This window comes from Neobacillus sp. DZ-9 (assembly GCF_059587065.1).
The window spans coordinates 58732-75071 of the sequence record NZ_JCAIOL010000006.1 but is presented as its reverse complement, the minus strand read 5'-3'; the positions used below and the strand labels follow the sequence as shown (position 1 = coordinate 75071).

The 16340-nt window shown below is 38.3% G+C and carries 21 protein-coding genes, 3 tRNA genes and 2 other RNA genes; 4 read left to right on the top strand and 22 right to left on the bottom strand.

What is annotated here, in order from left to right:
• The first annotated feature begins 5 nt into the window (after window positions 1-5).
• Both AC59HZ_RS17865 and AC59HZ_RS17860 read left to right on the top strand, forming a co-directional pair.
• Window positions 6-206 (top strand): heavy-metal-associated domain-containing protein, encoded by a 201-nt coding sequence (locus tag AC59HZ_RS17865; RefSeq protein ID WP_496547432.1) that lies wholly within the window; start codon window positions 6-8, stop codon window positions 204-206.
• Between the two features lie 211 nt (window positions 207-417).
• Window positions 418-1029, top strand: a complete 612-nt coding sequence (locus tag AC59HZ_RS17860; RefSeq protein ID WP_496547149.1) for a class I SAM-dependent methyltransferase — start codon at window positions 418-420, stop codon at window positions 1027-1029.
• Window positions 1030-1103: 74 nt separating this feature from the next.
• On the opposite strand, the gene ffs is transcribed toward AC59HZ_RS17860, so the two are convergent.
• The 4 genes from ffs to AC59HZ_RS17840 all read right to left on the bottom strand — a co-directional run bounded on the left by ffs (window position 1104) and on the right by AC59HZ_RS17840 (window position 1432).
• Window positions 1104-1189, bottom strand: an RNA gene (gene ffs / locus AC59HZ_RS17855) — signal recognition particle sRNA small type.
• Window positions 1189-1259 (bottom strand) — tRNA-Tyr (locus AC59HZ_RS17850). The genes ffs and AC59HZ_RS17850 overlap by 1 nt, the downstream gene beginning before the upstream one ends.
• A gap of 7 nt (window positions 1260-1266) precedes the next feature.
• Window positions 1267-1342: transfer RNA gene (locus tag AC59HZ_RS17845), tRNA-His, on the bottom strand.
• Between the two features lie 8 nt (window positions 1343-1350).
• Window positions 1351-1432: transfer RNA gene (locus AC59HZ_RS17840), tRNA-Ser, on the bottom strand.
• A 255-nt stretch (window positions 1433-1687) separates the two neighbouring features.
• On the opposite strand from AC59HZ_RS17840, the gene rnpB reads away from it, so the two are divergent.
• Window positions 1688-2071: RNase P RNA component class B (rnpB, locus tag AC59HZ_RS17835), an RNA gene on the top strand.
• A gap of 175 nt (window positions 2072-2246) precedes the next feature.
• On the opposite strand, the gene AC59HZ_RS17830 is transcribed toward rnpB, so the two are convergent.
• The 3 genes from AC59HZ_RS17830 to AC59HZ_RS17820 form a co-directional block, all read right to left on the bottom strand.
• Window positions 2247-2603 carry a globin domain-containing protein gene (locus AC59HZ_RS17830; RefSeq protein WP_496547148.1) on the bottom strand — a complete coding sequence of 119 codons (357 nt, stop codon included), beginning with the start codon at window positions 2601-2603 and terminating at the stop codon, window positions 2247-2249.
• Window positions 2604-2742: 139 nt separating this feature from the next.
• Window positions 2743-2886 carry a hypothetical protein gene (locus AC59HZ_RS17825; RefSeq protein WP_496547147.1) on the bottom strand — a complete coding sequence of 48 codons (144 nt, stop codon included), beginning with the start codon at window positions 2884-2886 and terminating at the stop codon, window positions 2743-2745.
• A 70-nt stretch (window positions 2887-2956) separates the two neighbouring features.
• A complete protein-coding gene (locus tag AC59HZ_RS17820) occupies window positions 2957-3127 on the bottom strand; it encodes a hypothetical protein (RefSeq protein ID WP_496547146.1) in 171 nt (56 codons plus the stop codon).
• A gap of 121 nt (window positions 3128-3248) precedes the next feature.
• Between AC59HZ_RS17820 and AC59HZ_RS17815 the strand changes: the two genes are divergently transcribed.
• Complete coding sequence (locus tag AC59HZ_RS17815; RefSeq protein ID WP_496547145.1) at window positions 3249-3428, top strand: H-type small acid-soluble spore protein; 180 nt, start codon at window positions 3249-3251, stop codon at window positions 3426-3428.
• Between the two features lie 122 nt (window positions 3429-3550).
• On the opposite strand, the gene AC59HZ_RS17810 is transcribed toward AC59HZ_RS17815, so the two are convergent.
• The 15 genes from AC59HZ_RS17810 to AC59HZ_RS17740 all read right to left on the bottom strand — a co-directional run bounded on the left by AC59HZ_RS17810 (window position 3551) and on the right by AC59HZ_RS17740 (window position 16197).
• Complete coding sequence (locus AC59HZ_RS17810; protein ID WP_496547144.1) at window positions 3551-3820, bottom strand: hypothetical protein; 270 nt, start codon at window positions 3818-3820, stop codon at window positions 3551-3553.
• 159 nt (window positions 3821-3979) lie between these two features.
• Window positions 3980-4309, bottom strand: coding sequence for a DUF1904 family protein (locus AC59HZ_RS17805; protein ID WP_496547143.1), 330 nt, complete (start codon window positions 4307-4309; stop codon window positions 3980-3982).
• A 33-nt stretch (window positions 4310-4342) separates the two neighbouring features.
• Window positions 4343-5416: an NAD(P)/FAD-dependent oxidoreductase gene (locus tag AC59HZ_RS17800; protein ID WP_496547142.1), complete on the bottom strand. Its 1074-nt coding sequence runs from the start codon at window positions 5414-5416 to the stop codon at window positions 4343-4345.
• Entirely contained in the window at window positions 5417-5770 is a 354-nt protein-coding gene (locus AC59HZ_RS17795) for a (2Fe-2S)-binding protein (RefSeq protein WP_496547141.1), read from the bottom strand.
• Window positions 5771-5779: 9 nt separating this feature from the next.
• Window positions 5780-6868, bottom strand: coding sequence for an NAD(P)/FAD-dependent oxidoreductase (locus tag AC59HZ_RS17790; RefSeq protein WP_496547140.1), 1089 nt, complete (start codon window positions 6866-6868; stop codon window positions 5780-5782).
• A complete protein-coding gene (locus AC59HZ_RS17785; RefSeq protein WP_496547139.1) occupies window positions 6858-7181 on the bottom strand; it encodes a (2Fe-2S)-binding protein in 324 nt (107 codons plus the stop codon). Before AC59HZ_RS17785 ends, AC59HZ_RS17790 begins: the two co-directional genes overlap by 11 nt.
• A 17-nt stretch (window positions 7182-7198) precedes the next feature.
• The gene (locus AC59HZ_RS17780) at window positions 7199-7999 is read right to left on the bottom strand and encodes an ABC transporter permease (protein WP_496547138.1); all 801 of its coding nucleotides are present in this window, start codon (window positions 7997-7999) and stop codon (window positions 7199-7201) included.
• Window positions 7996-8919, bottom strand: a complete 924-nt coding sequence (locus AC59HZ_RS17775; protein WP_496547137.1) for an ABC transporter permease — start codon at window positions 8917-8919, stop codon at window positions 7996-7998. Before AC59HZ_RS17775 ends, AC59HZ_RS17780 begins: the two co-directional genes overlap by 4 nt.
• Window positions 8920-8930: 11 nt before the next feature.
• Window positions 8931-9989 carry an ABC transporter ATP-binding protein gene (locus tag AC59HZ_RS17770; protein WP_496547136.1) on the bottom strand — a complete coding sequence of 353 codons (1059 nt, stop codon included), beginning with the start codon at window positions 9987-9989 and terminating at the stop codon, window positions 8931-8933.
• A gap of 15 nt (window positions 9990-10004) precedes the next feature.
• Complete coding sequence (locus AC59HZ_RS17765; RefSeq protein WP_496547135.1) at window positions 10005-11087, bottom strand: ABC transporter substrate-binding protein; 1083 nt, start codon at window positions 11085-11087, stop codon at window positions 10005-10007.
• Between the two features lie 216 nt (window positions 11088-11303).
• Complete coding sequence (locus tag AC59HZ_RS17760) at window positions 11304-12020, bottom strand: GntR family transcriptional regulator (protein ID WP_496547134.1); 717 nt, start codon at window positions 12018-12020, stop codon at window positions 11304-11306.
• Between the two features lie 130 nt (window positions 12021-12150).
• Entirely contained in the window at window positions 12151-13032 is an 882-nt protein-coding gene (locus AC59HZ_RS17755; RefSeq protein ID WP_496547133.1) for an aldose 1-epimerase family protein, read from the bottom strand.
• Window positions 13033-13254: 222 nt separating this feature from the next.
• Window positions 13255-13818, bottom strand: a complete 564-nt coding sequence (locus AC59HZ_RS17750; protein WP_496547132.1) for a hypothetical protein — start codon at window positions 13816-13818, stop codon at window positions 13255-13257.
• Window positions 13819-14092: 274 nt separating this feature from the next.
• Window positions 14093-14833, bottom strand: coding sequence for a DUF2161 domain-containing phosphodiesterase (locus AC59HZ_RS17745; RefSeq protein ID WP_496547131.1), 741 nt, complete (start codon window positions 14831-14833; stop codon window positions 14093-14095).
• A 167-nt stretch (window positions 14834-15000) separates the two neighbouring features.
• Complete coding sequence (locus AC59HZ_RS17740) at window positions 15001-16197, bottom strand: methyltransferase domain-containing protein (protein ID WP_496547130.1); 1197 nt, start codon at window positions 16195-16197, stop codon at window positions 15001-15003.
• Window positions 16198-16340: the final 143 nt, after the last annotated feature.

Genomic DNA, 16340 nt, shown 5'->3' with positions numbered 1-16340 from the left:
CAGACATGACTGTTAATTTAAAGGAAGCAGGTAAAATTCAGTCTATTCAGACGCTGGAAACGATTCTATCCGGAATGGATGGCATTGAAAGGGCATTAGTAGATACTGAAGATGGAGAAGTAAAAATAGAGTACAATGAGAATGAACTTTCCCAAGAAAAAATCAGGAACACGATATTACAAAATGGGTTCCTGCTTAAAGAATAAAGGCGTCAAAAAAGGACAGTCCTTGTGGATTGTCCTTTTTCATGTATTAATTATAGGAAAAGTATCTTCTTCCCTATATATCGTTGCCATAGGATCGGGTATTCAACTAAAGAAGCAATTAGTTGAATTGTGATATGCAGAATCGTATCCTATATAATGACAAGTTTTTTATGTTTAGGTTTGTTTAATAAGCCTGATTGGAGAGATAATAATGGGAAATACTGATAAGTTTGAAATGATAGCTAATAAATATGATACTCCTGAAAGAATCCAAATCGCAAAGGTATCATCCGATGCCATCCGTAAGTATTTGGTTGACACTAAAAGTAAGAATGCAATTGATTTTGGGTGTGGAACTGGTCTTGTAGGAATGAACTTGTTAAACGAGTTTAATTCTATGCTTTTTTTGGATACGTCACAAAACATGATTAATCAAATAAACCAAAAAATAACTGAATTTAATGTTCAGAATGTAGATACATTATGCTTTGATATTGAAAAGGAAAGTCTATCGAATTTACATGCCGACTATATTTTTATGGCTCAGGTTCTACTCCATATTCATGATGTTGAATTAGTTTTATCAAGATTATTTGATGTTCTTGATGAAGGAGGACATCTGCTGGTTGTAGATTTTAATAAAAATGAAAAAATAGTTTCAGATATTGTTCATAACGGATTTAATCCAGAAGAGCTAACCGACATTATGACTAAAATAGGGTTTAGGGATATTAAATTCAAAACTTTTTATACAGGAAATAAAATATTCATGGGACAAGATGCGTCTATGATTATTCTTGATTCAAAAAAGGGACATAGGTAAAGTGGAAATTTCTTATACAAATAAAAAGGGCTAAACTCAAAATAGATAGAGTTTAGCCCTTTTCTCTTTCTGTCTATGTAATAGTCCACACAATTTCACTAATTATGGCTGCTGCGTTCCCGCCCTGACCAAGTTCTTAGTGTCCTTGTTGGACTATGACTCCTCAGGCAGGACTCGAACCTACGACCGACCGGTTTACAGCCGATAGCTCTTCCGCTGAGCTACTGGGAAATATTATGGGGCGGCTGATGGGAATCGAACCCACGAATGTCGGAACCACAATCCGATGCGTTAACCACTTCGCCACAGCCGCCATGATTATGGCAGAGAAGAAGGGATTTGAACCCTCGCGCCGGTTACCCGACCTACACCCTTAGCAGGGGCGCCTCTTCAGTACTTCTCTTTATTAAAAACTAAATCGCAAAGTTCCGTGAAGAACTTATGACAAAAATATATCATCTATAAGAATTGAGGACTAGCTGTAAATTTTGGTAGTCCAAAAGTCCTGTATATCCATAAAACTATATTGGTAATACTAAATATGTACAAGTATATAAGGGTTTATTGATTGGAAAAGTTGGAAATAAACAACTAAAGATTTATCCGATTCAACCTGATATAGTATTCATTGTCGCTTCTGAACGAATGAAAAACATGAAATGGTGAGTAGTCGCGGTTCCTTTACGGAGCTGAGGAAAGTCCAGGCTCGCACAGTGCTGAGATGCCTGTAGTGTTCGTGCCATCTGCAAAGGTGGGCTGTCGATATTGATATTGACAGACGGCGGTGAAATCATGCTAAGTCCTTTGGGATATGCTGAGAATAACCTGAAAGTGCCACAGTGACGAGGCTTTTCTGGAAACGGAAAAGGTGGAACGGGTAAACCCCACGAGCGAGCAACCCAAATTTAGGTAGGGGCATCATCCTGCGGAAAATGAACCTAACGGATGAATCGGTCATAGGCCGATAGTTACATGACTGCTACTTCCAGTGCGAGGCTTGCTGCCGATTGCAGTACGGAAGAACAGAACCTGGCTTATAGCCATTTCATGAGCATATGATCGTTTTAGAAGCATTTATAAATATAGTTAAACTAACCAATGAATAAATAGAAAAATAAAAGTAATCCACCTGAGTCGAGGGTGGATTATTTTTTTTCGATAAAATAAAAAGACCGAACAATATGTCCGGTCCAATAAATTTAATCTATTCAATTAGCTCATTTTATTATCTTGTTTAACAAAACATCTACTTTTTCAATAAGATGCTCTTTTACATCAGGATCTAGTTCCATTTCATCCATTGTCTCTTTCATTTTTCCAAACCAAACCTCGGCCCTTTCCGGATCTATTTGGAACGGATGTCTTTCCCTTACCTGTGATTCCTGCTTACTTTGTTCCTGTGCAGACTCATCAGAAACTAAGCGGTTTATAAATACTCTTTGCCGATTTTTCAGCAATTCAATATCCACGTTTCTTTCATTAAACATGGTTACATAATAGGAATCCTTTAGTAACTTTTCGTAGAAGCGGTCTACCAACTCATTCACTTTTTTCTGTTCTAATATTACAGCCATAAACCATTCCCTCTTTTTCCTTGAAAGTGTAGTTTCTATTATCATTATAGTGCAAACTACAGTTCTTGATTGTGATTAACATCACGTTTCAAAGGCAAGTTCAAGAGAGAGTCTAAAATATTTATTAGAACATACATTCTTATTTAGCTTTATTAGTACTTTGTTTATTAATTTTTTCTGTTGAATTTGATACAGTTAAATCATTGCTTGTTATATTTTCAATTGCCTGCCCCACCGTGTTTGTTGTATTCAATTTATGCTCTGGAATTCGTTGATTTTTCATGGATTATTTGTTGTCCTTTCAATATCTTTTTTTAAATACGTAAATAGTTTTTTTAACTTTAAGGTCAACACTACTGCCCTTCATCCCCAACTACGGTATTACCAATCCTCGGTTTTTGAGCCTTTTCCTTGTCGTCAGGGTTCCAATTAAAACCTGCTTCAGTAGAACCAGTTGATAGTAATGGCTGCTCCATAACGCTCGGGTCCGAAGAATTTTCGGGTTTATTGTTCTCATTTAACATTTGAATCCCCCATTTAACTCAAATTTATCATATTTTGTGTTAAATACCGTTCCTTATACGGAATATGATTTTACTTATATTGTTGAAACAAATTTGGAAAAATAACTTTGAGGTGAAAATAATGAACCTAAATAGAGTGAAAGAGATTTTTGCAGCAGATGAAGAGATTTCCGTTAAATATCATGGTATTCCTGTATGGATCGAAAGCATTCAAGATACAACTGGCATGGCGTTTGTCACTCAAAGGGGAACCCACGATGAGAAACGTCTTGTCCCAATAGATGGCTTGGAAGAAGAGTAAATCAGCCAAATTCACATGGGAGTCAACCAAGCGGCGATGAATTCCATGCACTAATGCTTCAAAAGGGAACCTGCAATGGGCTCCCTTTTTTCATCACTTATGTAGTAGTCCCTTTTATTCCATTAAAAAATTTTCCCCTGAAATTGGTCATATGTTTTCATTTCATCGAGGGTCTCTTCTATTTCCGTGATAAAATGATCAAATAGTTGATGATTCCCTGATTCGATAAAGTTTTGGTTATCAATGGAATTAAGTAAAGCAATTACCCCTTTAAACTTTAAATCATCAAAAAATGGGATTTGGCTTTCCCCCATAATTTCACCTTTTACTTCTAACTTCCCAATGTCATTCTCCAGCTTAAATGTGACTTTTTGTGTATTTTCAATGTCCAATACTAGTTGCCCCTTTATTTATTCTTCGTTACAAATATTATCGTGCCTTAAATATATTAACTGATTCAAAAATAGGAACTAAATGAAAAACCGAACATGCAGCAACATGGTTCGGTCCATAAATAAACGGTTCCCTTCAAGGGATTTAGACATTTAGTTTCAATTAAAACTCTTCCCATTAAAATAATAATCCGACTCTTTAAAGGTACTAAAGGCAACTTCTACTTCCGGGATTTCGAGCGAGTGAACTTGTTTCGTGACAATTTTAGCAAATTGGTCTCGTACCTCCTGGCCTCTTTCAAACCATTTAACTTCAATAAACGGATATCCAGGTACCTCGTCATTATTAAACACAAAGGTTGAGTTGACCACCTCTAACGTAAAATTGTCTGTTCCACATTCACAAAGTTCAGCTAATTCCTGTACTAATGGTCGGCTGACCGCTTTAACCTGTTCTACTGAAATTCCTCTAATAAATAAATGGGGCACTCTAATTTCCTCCTAAGCTTTTAAAAAATTTCATCATGCAAACCTGCTGATTGAATATCGGTCTATTGGAATCGAGGTTTCTCCCTCCAAAATCAACTCCGTCATAAGCGTTCCAATGAGTGGAGAAAGCGTTACGCCACTATGCGTAGCGGCAACATAAAGATTTTCAACTCCTGGGATTTTCCCGAGAATCGGAAAACCATCTTCCGGCATGGCCCGGATACCTGAAAAAGCTCGAACCACCTTCGCTTTTTTCAATGATGGGACATAATGGACAGCCATATTGGCGGTTTCTTGAATCACATCAAGTGTGGTTGCCCTATTAAACCCTTCTTGTTCCATTGAATAACCAATTAACACCTCTCCGTTAAAAGCCTGTCTTAATCCGCTAATCGTATAATTTAAAAAAGGCTTCAAGGGCTCAGTCACAAGAATTTGCCCTCTTAATTGGTTGATCGGAATAGTTACATCCACCAGCTTCCCTAATTCCCTAGACCATGTACCGCCAGCAAGAATAAGGTTTTTACAAGCGAACGTTCCCTTTTCTGACACCACAATGAATTTCTCAGGCAGCTTTTGAATTTCGGTTACTTTATTATAGGTAGAGTATTGAACGCCGTTTTTCTTTGCCGCTCTCATATAACGATCAACTAACCGAAAAGGATTTACATTGCCGTCAATGGCACTATATGTCGCACCGACAACATCCGGGTTGAGAAATGGCTCTTTTTCAAGTGCCTCTTCCCGGGATAAAACCTTAATCTTTATCCCAATCGACTCGTACGCCTCAGCCAGCCGCACAGCCTTTTCACGGTCTGCTTCATTGAAAATCGGTGAAAGACCTCCTGTTCGTTTAAACTCCACATCGCCGATTTTTTTGGAAAGATAGGAGTAAAGCTCGGCGCTATACATGCTAAATTCAGCATACCAGGAAGGGGTTTTGTTGTGAACCCATACCCAGGCTTGGGTGGATCCGGAGGTGCCTGACAATGGGAATTTTTGATCCAGAACAAGAATTCCTTCTTTGGTTTGTTCTGAGAGGTGATAGGCAATACTGCTGCCTACCACCCCGCCGCCGATAATGATCGATTCGTAACTTGTATCCAATTATCTCACCTTCCCGTCCTCTAATTCCACCTCATCCATAACTGATTTTACAGATGAAAACGAAGTGCTATTGGTCGCTAATGTCTCAAGTTTAATAGGACTTAGCGGCATCCTCATTCGCGGCAGCGGTATCTGGAAAATAGGGGTTTTTGTTTTTTCGTGGATCATGGCGGCGACGAGAGAATGGCATATTTTTGACTGGCATGGCCCCATGCCGCACCTTGTTAACCGTTTAATATCATCAAATGTTTTTGCCCCATTGGTCAGGACATCCTCAATTTCTTCATAGTTAATTTCTTCGCATCGACAAATTATCGTGCTTTTATCCAATTCATTCACCTTCTGTCTCTTCATCTATTTGAGTTAAGAGAGAAATTGTTCCTTTATCACCGGATGCGCGAAGTTTTCTATATGCAAGTTTCTTGCCTCCCAGATTTCTGGGTTGTACTTCGTTTCAAGAATCTCCAACTCTTTCCAAAAAAAGAACTTTTCTTCATCTGCCTGGGTCTTAGTTATAGCGCCTAAGGCTTCACAAGCGTTAATTCCTGCCAGCATACCGGTTACTAATAGAACTCCCTGTGTACTAATTCCAGCGGCATTCCCAGCTAAAAAAATATCCTCACAGTCGGTTTGAAAATGGTGATTGTATTGCGGAACCCAGCCACCGAGTTCTTTTTGATATCCAAAGGAACAGCCCAACTGGTAAAAGATATCAAGGATTGGAGATCTTCCCCCATCTACACAAACTAAATCCACTTTTTCCGTTAAAACACGTGTCCCAATCTCGATATCAATTTCTTCTACGGCACCCATTCCCCTAGCTTCCTTGATAAAAGAATCTAAATAGATGGGAATGCCCATTTTTTTTACCTGCTCTATTTTTTCTAAATCCCTGGAAAGAATGTCGGCATTTTTTTCGATAAAGCTCTTGACGTGAACTCCCACTTCAGAAAGCTGCAGGGCAGCATCCAAGGCAAAATCACTTGAGCCAACGATTACTGCTTCCTTGCCCGGTTGAACAAAATCCCGATTGATTAAAGTTTGAGCCGCTCCGATGGTCATCACCCCAGGAAGCGTCCATTTTGGAAAGGCGACTGCATTTTCTGCCGCTCCAGTAGCCACAATGATTTTCCTGGCTTTAACTGGAAATACGTCCCGCTCATCCGTAATGCCAACACCGCCATCCTTGTAAAAACCAATGACACGATGGCCTAGCAAATAACGAATATCGTATTCTTTTAACTGTTTGGTTAAATGTGCTGCCAATTCAAACCCGCGCATCGATTGAAACGAGGAAGGTAAGAAAGGAATAACTTGCGTTTGCTGGTTTAATTGTCCGCCCATTGTTAAGGATTCATCTACAATCGTTACATCTAATCCTTTCGAAGCCGTTTCAAAGGCAGCCGCAAGACCAGCCGGACCGGCGCCAATTATTAGAATATCAGTCTCCACAGAACTCCCTCCTTACGTCCGGATCTTCATCATTCGGATAGATTTTCATTCCTTCTTCCACTTTGACCATGCAGGTTCGGACATGATCTTCCCCATTTACCGTCATATAGCAACTGCAGCATCTCCCCCGTGTGCAAAAAAGACCCCTTGGCTGAACCAAATTTCTGCTTAACCCCAGCCTTTTAATATCATTAGCCATTAAGGCGGCCGCAACGGTTTGCTGTTCATATGCTTTGTAGGGCTGATCATTAAAAAAGATTGTTACCGGTTTTTGAAGCTGCCCGCCTAATACAGGATGATGTTGAATATGCATTTACAAACACCTTCTTCTTAATTTTTCGACGAAAACACTTTTCCAACACCAAGGATCCTTTCAATGACCACCATTAAGATGACGGTTAGTAAAATCATGATGCTGGATACCGATGTAATGATAGGATCATATTGGTATTGCATATAGGTATAAATTCGAACCGGCAGAGTGACGACATCTGTGCTGACAATAAACAAAGCGACAGTTAAGTCGTCAAAAGAGGTAATAAAGGCAAAAATAGCCCCTGCAATCACGCCTGATTTTATGACGGGGAGGGTAATTTGAAAGAATACTCTAAGACTTCCAGCACCCAAATTCTTGGCCGCCAGTTCGATCGAGCGGTCGAAACCTACTAAGCTGGCCACAACCAATCTCATGACAAAAGGAATCGTTAAGATAAAATGCCCGATCACTAACGCAATGGGACTTGCTGCCAAACCGATCCAGGAATAAAACTGCAGTAAAGCTACCCCAAATACGACAGATGGAATCAATAAGGGTGACCCGATTAATTGGGTTATGGCTGTTTTTCCTCTAAACTCATACCGAACAACAGCGATCGAAGCCATTGTTCCGATGATCGTCGAAATAATTGAAGTTCCCAAAGCGACCATAATACTTAGGGTGAAGGACTGCATAAACTCTGGATGGTTGATCAGCTCTGCGTACCACCGGAGCGTGATCCCTTTGGGAGGAAAGACGATGTACTCCGTTGTGGTTAGGGATGATAATAGAACCACTACAATTGGGGCAGCCAGAAAAATGTAGACAAGGATACAAAAGAAATTCAAGCCGGCTTTTGGTAATACCTTTCTCATTGAATGGCCACTCCTTTTTCAGATCTGGTAAGTAACTTGCTATAAATAATAATGGTAATCGTAGCAATAAAGATTAGCAGGAAGCCGATAGCTGAACCAAAAGGCCAATTCAAAATAGTCGAAACCTGTTCATATGTAAGGAACGACATCACCTTCACCTGAGGACCTCCAAGAATGGCCGGAGTAACAAAGGAGCTCACCGCTAGGCTGAACACCATGACCGAACCGGCAAAGATACCTGGCAGTGTCAGCGGCAAAATAACGGAAAAGAAGGTTCGAATAGGTCCTGCACCAAGATTTTGCGAAGCTCTAATGACACTAGGATCAATTCTTTCAAGTGATCCCATAATGCTTAACACCATGTATGGAAATAAAACGTGGACCATGCCAATCACAACGCTGAACTCTGTATACAGTAAGGTAAGCGGCTTATCAATCAAGCCCATCTTCATCAGGGCGTTATTCACGACACCATTATTGGATAACAAAATGACCCAGCCATAACAACGGATAACCATGCTAATTAACAACGGAGATAAGACGAGGAGAGTTAAATAATTTTTCATTCTTCCTCTAACTTTCGTAATCTGATTAGCTACTGGATACGAAATGACAACTGCTGCCAATGTGGTGATTAAGGCAATTTTTACTGTTCTCCATAAAACACCGAGATAAAACTGATCTGTAATAAACTTCGCATAGTTTTGTAGGGTCCAGTCATGACCAATTCCAGTGGCTGCATCGAAGGTCTTAAAGCTTGTGATAAAAAGAAAAAACAATGGCAGCAGAAAGAAAAAAATAAAAATACTGAGCGCTGGAAGTAATAATAACCATGAATCAAGCCTTTTCTTCGACTTTTTCTTTTTCATTTGCTTGTATTGAATCTCTTGTTCCTGATTCATTTCCAGTTCAGCCTGCATTCGAAGTCACCTCACTTTTTAGTAGCTAATAGTTCCTCTGGATTCCATACAGCCAATACGTCCTGCCCTTCTATTATTTGATCGGGGTTTAGAACAGTATTGGAAATATCCGCAATTAACTGTTGATCTGCTAGTTGTAAAATATATCGTGTTTTTGCACCTAAAAACATTTTTCTTTCTACGCGAACACGAAGTCCCTCGCTATGTTCTTGATAGATTTGGATTTTTTCAGGTCTTAGATAAAAGTCGACCAATGCATCTTTCATACCATGACATGAAAGCACCTGGTGATATCCATGAAAGGATACCTTACATTGTTTACCGCTGTACGTTTCAACAACATGGCCTTGGATCTGATTCACTTCTCCAATAAACCTCGAAACAAAATCGGTTTGTGGGTGGTTATAAATGGCCACTGGGTTGTCAACCTGCTCAATTCTCCCTTCATACATAACCGCGATCCGGTCTGAAATAGCCAGTGCTTCTTCCTGGTCATGGGTAACAAATATGGTGGTAATGCCCACCTTTTTTTGAATTTCCACGATTTCTTCACGCATTTCCTGGCGTAGCTTGGCATCCAGATTGCTTAATGGTTCATCGAGGAGCAGCACTTTTGGTTTGATGACTAAGGCCCTGGCCAATGAGACACGCTGCTGCTGTCCACCGGAAAGCTCCTTCGGATACCGTTTTTCATACCCGGATAATCGGACCATTTCTAGCGCTTCCAACACACGTTGATTGATTTCACTTTTATGGACTTTGCGAAGTTTAAGTCCATAGGCTACATTATCGAACACGGTCATGTGGGGAAAAAGAGCATAGTTTTGAAAAACCATGCCCATTTCTCTTTTGTTGGGAGGAAGCAGGTGAACGGGTTTCCCGTCCACCACAATACTTCCGCCATCAACATCCAAAAAGCCTGCAATCATATTTAGCGTCGTGGTCTTGCCGCATCCTGAAGGACCAAGAAAGGAAACAAGCTCTCCCTTCTTGATTTCCAGGTTCATCTTTTTGACGACCTCTGTTTTATTAAACGTCTTCACTACATTTTCAAGACATAAATAGCTCATCGTATCTCCCCTTTATTAGTGGGCCACTTCAATTTCTTTGTTTGCTCTTTCAGTCCACTCAGATCGCTTTTGATTCACATATTCCCAATCTACCTTCACGAGCTTCGAAATTTCATCCTGTCCATAAATAATTTGGTTTAAAATATCGCCACTTAATTTCACGTTTTTATTTACTGGACCATCAAATAAGGAATTAGCAAATTCTGTTTGTACTCCTTCGCTTAAAACATAATTGACAAATTTTTGTGCAAGCTCTTGATGCGGAGCATTTTTAACGACACTAACAGTCGACATCAATGCAGGTGCGCCCTCTTTCGGAATTACAAACTCAATAGGGAATCCAGACTGTTTTAACGTGAATACCCTGCTGCTGCCCCACGCGCTGGCAACAGTCTGTCCCTGCAAAAAGTAATTGGATACATCTGCTGTTTTATCAAATGTCACAGCATTCTTAGCAATTTCTTTTAGTTTTTCAAATCCAGGTTCGATATTTTTTTCACTACCGCCATTTGCCTTAGCAGCCATAAGAAGCATATGGACTCCGTAAGTATTAGAGATGGATGGTAAGACAAGTTTTCCTTTATACTTCGGATCTGCTAAATCATTCCAGGATGTGACAGGATCCCACTTGTTATCCTCAAAAACCTTTTTATTATAAGCAAGTCCTGTGGTAATAATCCCAAAACCGACACCGACATTGTCCTTATCCTTGGCAATATCATAAACATTGGCTAAGTTAGTAACCAGTTTTTTATCTAATGGTGCAAGCAGGCCGAAGGATTTTGCCTGGGCTTGTGGACCGTCGTCGATGAAGGCTACATCAATTTGAGGTTTAGCCTTTTGTGCTTGCAGCTTAGATAATGTATCAACAGAGCTTCCGGTAATATATTGGACCTTGACACCAAATTCCTTTTCAAATTTAGGAATAACGGTTTCCTTCATTTTTTTCTCATAGCTTCCCCCATAAGCCGCCAACACCAAGGTTTTGTCAGCTTTTCCCGCAGTTTCTTTGGAGGTGCTGCCTGTTTCACTACTACATGCAGATACAACAACTAGCAATAAACAAATGAACCCAAAAAGCAACGTTTTTCTCTTCATCCTAATTCCTCCTCATTTCATTTCATTTTTTAGATTTGTGACCTTGAAGGGTATTTACAACTGTTTCACTCCCCCTTTTCAACTTAGGACAACATTTTTTATACCAATATAATATTGCCAATTTTCAGAAATTAACTATTAAAAAAATATAATATTATAATCTTTTAAGATATAATATTATAACTTTATAGTTTTATAAATTTTCAACTGTCTATGTTAAAAATTGATTTCTGTGTAGTAGGTGGTTTTATCCTGGTGGTCATAAAATTTCGAGTATTCAATGATCTCTCCCTGTTTCGTGTAGGTAAACCTCTCCCATTTAAAAACGGGTGTACCGGATTCAATTTGCAGCCTTTCTGCCTTTTCCCCTTCCGCAATGTAAGGTTTCACTATTAATTTGGCTCTGCCTAAGGAAATATGAAATTTTTTTCTTAGAATATTGTAAATAAGTTCATTATTAATATCATCAGGTGTTAGACCGGGACAAATTTCATATGGAAGATAGGTGTATTCAAGGGTTACTGGTTCATGATTATCGATCTTTACACGCTTGATCTTAAAGATTTTTGTTCTTGGATTCAAACCCAGTTTTTCGGCTACCTCGTTATCTGAATCTTCAATGGAAAAACTGATTAATTCATGAGGATGTTCCTCTTCATCAGTTGTTAATGAAAATATGGCATTGATGTCTTGTTCATTTGTGGAGCCAGCAACAAAAGTCCCTTTGCCTCTCTGTCTATAAAGATATCCTTTATTCACTAGTTCAATTACAGCTCGTTTCACTGTAATCGTACTTACATCAAAAAGCTCAGACAATTCATGCTCTGTCGGCAGCTGATAGCCTACTTCCCATTGCTTTGACATGATTTTCTCTTCGAGCACCTGTTCCACTTGTCGATAAAGAGGTGCGTGATTATTTTTATCAATTTTCATGATTTAGTCACCTTTTTTATAATATTATAACTTTATAATCTTATACTATTTACATTGTTTATATATAATTTACCTCCCTTTCAAATAGTTGTCAATATTTTTTGAATATTTTGTTAAGTGCTTACTTCTTTTATTTAAACTTCATTTTATATTCAGCCTTGAAGGTTTTTCCTGCGTAAAGCTTATTTATTCCAACCTTCTCCTTCAAGTTCCCGGATGCATGAGTGGTATCAGCTATGCCGTACCAAGGCTCAATACAAACAAATGGAGCCATTGTACCATCAGTTTCATTAAACTTCGACCAAATCCCAACGAAAGGAAAATCCTTGAACATGACCTCTATACCATGACTTGATTTATTCGATACCAATGTAACTTGATCGATATTGCTGTAAACTAAAGCATCATGTGCAAATAAAGATGGTGTAAGCTGCATCGTTGAGATTTCATTAGCCGTTCCTTTCTCATGAATGATGGAATTCTCAAGCTCATATTCCATTACATTCTTATTTGCAGCAGGTGTAAATTGCAAAACATAGTCCTCTAATGTTTCATTTTCTACAAGCGGAATCCTAAAAGCAGGATGGGCGCCTATGGAAAAATACATCTCTTCCTGGTTTTCATTCACTATTTCCCATTCTACAATTAGTGAGTCCTCTTTTAGTAAATAGTGAATAGTAGCTTTATATTCGAAAGGGTAAATATCCATGAAGCGTCCAGCAGATTCAAACACAAAAGAAACGTTAGTTGTTGTCTGTTTTTCTACATCGAATTCAACGTCACGTAAAAAGCCATGCTGTGACATCTTGTAGGTTTGACCATTCAGATGATATTGATCTTCCTTTAACCGGCCAACAATCGGAAATAAGACCGGTGAAATGCGTCCCCAGTAGGCGCTATCCCCTGTCCACATATAGTCGAGCCCATTTTTCTTATGCTTCACATTACGTACTTCTGCTCCATTCCTTGCTATATCAACCTTTAACCAATCATTTTCAATGACAATCATCATATTTCCTCATTTCTTAAAGAGTTCCATTTATATATGTAAGAATCTATCCTGATAACCTTAAATGTTTAGCACTGAAGTTATCTATATTTCTGATTTTTAATGCTTATTATCAATCGGCATAGATATATTATAGGATTGCCATATTTTAAAATAAATTTTAGATAAAAACAAATAAAAGCCTTCTTAAGGAAGGCTAATAATGGGTTTACATTGTTTTGTATTTTAAAGAATTTCTCTTTTTGGTGAGTTTTTTATCAACTTAATCTCTCCATGTTTCGGGACCAGTTCACTAATGTTTTCATATCCTTCATCTCTTTTGTCTTCCACTTCATATTCCTTAAAAGAGCAGCAAAAAAGCTTCCGTTCAACTCTTCCTTTCTCACCAATTAGATTGAACCAATTTTGGGCCACATAAAATGGATTCGTTAACAATCGATCAATTATAAAAGAGATTCGACCCTTTTCTTCCCCTGGATTAAATTTAGTTTTAGAAGATAGCGCTAGAATAAAATAGTTTTTAAACTTATCTAATTCCAGTAATTGAAGATGATAGTTCTCATGCTGATTTTGATTGAAATCCTTCAGGACTGTTTTGATGCTTTTTTCAATATCTATATCAAATTTACTTGCATCTCTCCAGGATAATAAACGAGAATCAAAAATAGACAGAGTTAAAATATAATAAGCTGCATAATTTTTGGGGTCAAAGACTTTATTCACCGCTCGCTTTTCATCTTCCGGTACAACAATAAACTTTTTATAGTCAGCAAAGAAATTTTCAATCATTCGTATACCTTCTTTCGAACTTTGATAGAATTGATGAAAAAAATTGCACTACACCTTATCTTTTTATTTCGAAGTTGTTGTCTTAATAGGTCAAATTACTTCTATGGTGAAAGAATTTATATGATTATTTGAATATTTTATATATTCCTTTTTAAAGCTAAAAATCCTGCTTTTTTCTCCAAAATTCCACATTTTTCACGATATTTAATCAAAAAGTCCTAAGGAAGTTAAATAAATTTTCATATCCCGCTTCTTCAAATCTTGGATTTAAAATTTAATTATGTAGCTTTTCGTCACTGAAACTATCATTCAAGTAATAATTCATAAGATCAGGATACTCCTTTATTTCCTCTATGCCCTTCTCACTTATTACATAGGTCCCTCTCTTGATTCGTTCGAACCAGCCATAATAGTTTTGAATTAGAATGGATGAAGTTTTGTCTCCTGTGCCCATTTTATTTAAGTTTTTTGGGGATAAGGGACCAAATTTTTGTAGGTAACAAGAAATTTGGATACATTTTTCTTTATAGGCGGTCATGATTTTGGTCCGATTGCTTCCGCCAATATTGAAATCGGCACTTCGCCCATTGATTTCCTTTAAAACAGATTCTCTCTTTGACTTGCTTTGCCCCATACTTTTACGCCGGTCAAACGTAGCTGGGTGAAGGATGACTTCTGCTTTTGCCCGTTTCCCTGGGCTCGAAACCAAAATTAATCCCAACTCCATTCTTCTAATTAAATGGCATTTATCTGCCCAGCGTTTAGAATTTAATCGATGCTTTGGTTTTGGAATGGCGATATAAACTTTTTCGGTCAGACGCTGACGTTTGGCAGCCTGAATAAGTAAATCAACACTTAACGTAAGCTTTAATTCAATAACAACTAACTCCTCACCTTTAACAGCAACCATATCACAATCTTTTACTTCACCGTAAACCTCATACCCATCATTTACAAAAAACGTCTGAATTGGTTTATACAAATCTTTTTCTTGCAGCTTTTTTGTTTCCTTCATACACTTTCACCATCCAATTCAAACCGTATTTCCTATTAATAATAAATTTAACTTAAAAATTGTTGTTGGAAAAGGATTTATCTTTTTACGTTTAATAAAAATACCCGGTATCTCCTCCAAAAATGCTTGGAAAATACCGAGTACATGACTTTAGATCTTAAATGCAGTTAATCAGTTAACATAATATATTTATTGTCTTCTAAATTATCATACTGAACCATTGGTCCCAAGTGACTAAACTGCCCCATTACTTCCTCTATCAGCGATTGGGCATCTTCGTATGCCCCGGCAGGAAGAATTTCCAAATGACGATGCCCCATGTTCCCATAACTATAGACAAGCAGAAAACTCTTAGTCTCCCAAAATTCAAATCGAAACACATGCCAGTGGTTGGGCACATCCAGGTAATAGCCTGATTTAAATGTTTTCTTCCCCAACCGATGGTAGGTAATCTCAGCTTTTGCCCCGCTGTAAGATTTCCCGGCCTCTAATACTATTGAATGATCTTTCGTATAAAGGCACTCCATACCTTCTAGGGTTGCTAATCCTGTCTCCCTTTTTGACACCACAACTATCGGAGAACACTTATCCGTTCCAAACTCATTATAATCGATAATGTCGCATTTATCCCATTGGATATGGAGATTTGCTTGGTTCAGTGAATTTGCCCACTTCCCAAGATCTGCGGGATTTTCCAATCGCTCAAAAGAGAGATAGGTGCCATCCGCAGTTAACAAATCATCGACTATTTGTAAATATCTCCAGTTTCTATACGTTGGATTTTCCTTCAAGTAATCTGGCAGGGACCAATACTTTGGGAAGAATATTGGCCCCATAATCTCATGAAAGGTTCGCACAGAAATAATGAGATCAATAGAATTCATCAAAAAACGGTCCCTTAAATCCAAAAATTCACTTGTATAAAAGCTCACATTTGCAAGTCCGAGCTGCTTAGCCAGCTCGTTGGCACACTGGATTCCATTCTCCGACTGATCAATTCCAATAATCTCCGCATCCGGAAAACGAGTAGCGTACCAGCATGCCAATAACCCATTATCACAACCGATTTCCAAAATTCGCTTGGGCTTCAGTTGTTTTTGCTGGTTAATCCAAGTCAGGATAGACTTATGATAGGACATCGTCCATGATTCCACTGCCAAACTGAAAGGCAGTGAAGCATTCTTTACCTCATAAAAGTTCCCCTGCTTCTCACGGCAAAGTAACGGTTCAAGTTCCTCGGCCAAGACTGAATCTACTCCCCTAACGTGCTTCCAATAGCTGCGCTTGCTTTTACAGTCCTTGATTCTCAGTGTCTTATAATAGGATGATATACTTGGTTTCCTTTGTTTCGTCTCGATTGGCATGCTTGATCTCCAGTTATCTAAAAATTATTACTAAATATTAGGACTTGGTCATAAAAAATGATTAGTTTTATTATAATAGGTATTTGTTAATTTTTCAAAAAATTTCTTTTGTAAAATCAAGTAGCTGAAAGTTTTTTAATAGG